The organism is Mycobacterium sp. DHQP2018-32-09 (genome assembly GCF_058148405.1).
The window spans coordinates 1-393 of sequence record NZ_JBYVYK010000198.1; the positions used below are offsets into that span (position 1 = coordinate 1).

1 protein-coding gene is annotated in these 393 nt (G+C 56.7%); it reads left to right on the forward strand.

The window, feature by feature from the left end:
• Window positions 1–393: hypothetical protein (locus tag AC30CM_RS27335; protein WP_490120028.1), on the forward strand; the 393-nt coding region annotated here is incomplete at both ends.

Consider the following 393-nt stretch of genomic DNA (forward strand, 5'->3'; position numbering starts at 1 on the left):
GGTGATGGCATGGTTGGTCGCGATGTGTCGTACCTGATTCCGAAGCTTGTAGAGTTCGGACTGATTCCGGCACGGATTCCGACCCGAAACCGAACGGTCTTTCGATTCGAAGCATTGATGAAGAAGGATGTGTTTGCTGAGAAATACAGCCGTGAGGCAGCGGGCGACGACGGTTTCGACAATGCGCGCGCCATGGTCAACGGCTTGTTCAATCGCTCGTGGTCGAGTCGGGCGCTCCGCGACGTGTCTATGGTGGTACTTGGCGTCTACCACAATGAGGACATCAGTACTGTCCGGCAAGGCCTTAACAAGGCCAAGCAGTGGGGATTCGAAACGGTGCCATTCTTCGAAGTGCAGCCGAACCGCGCGTTCCTCGAAGCTGCGCTGGCTGAG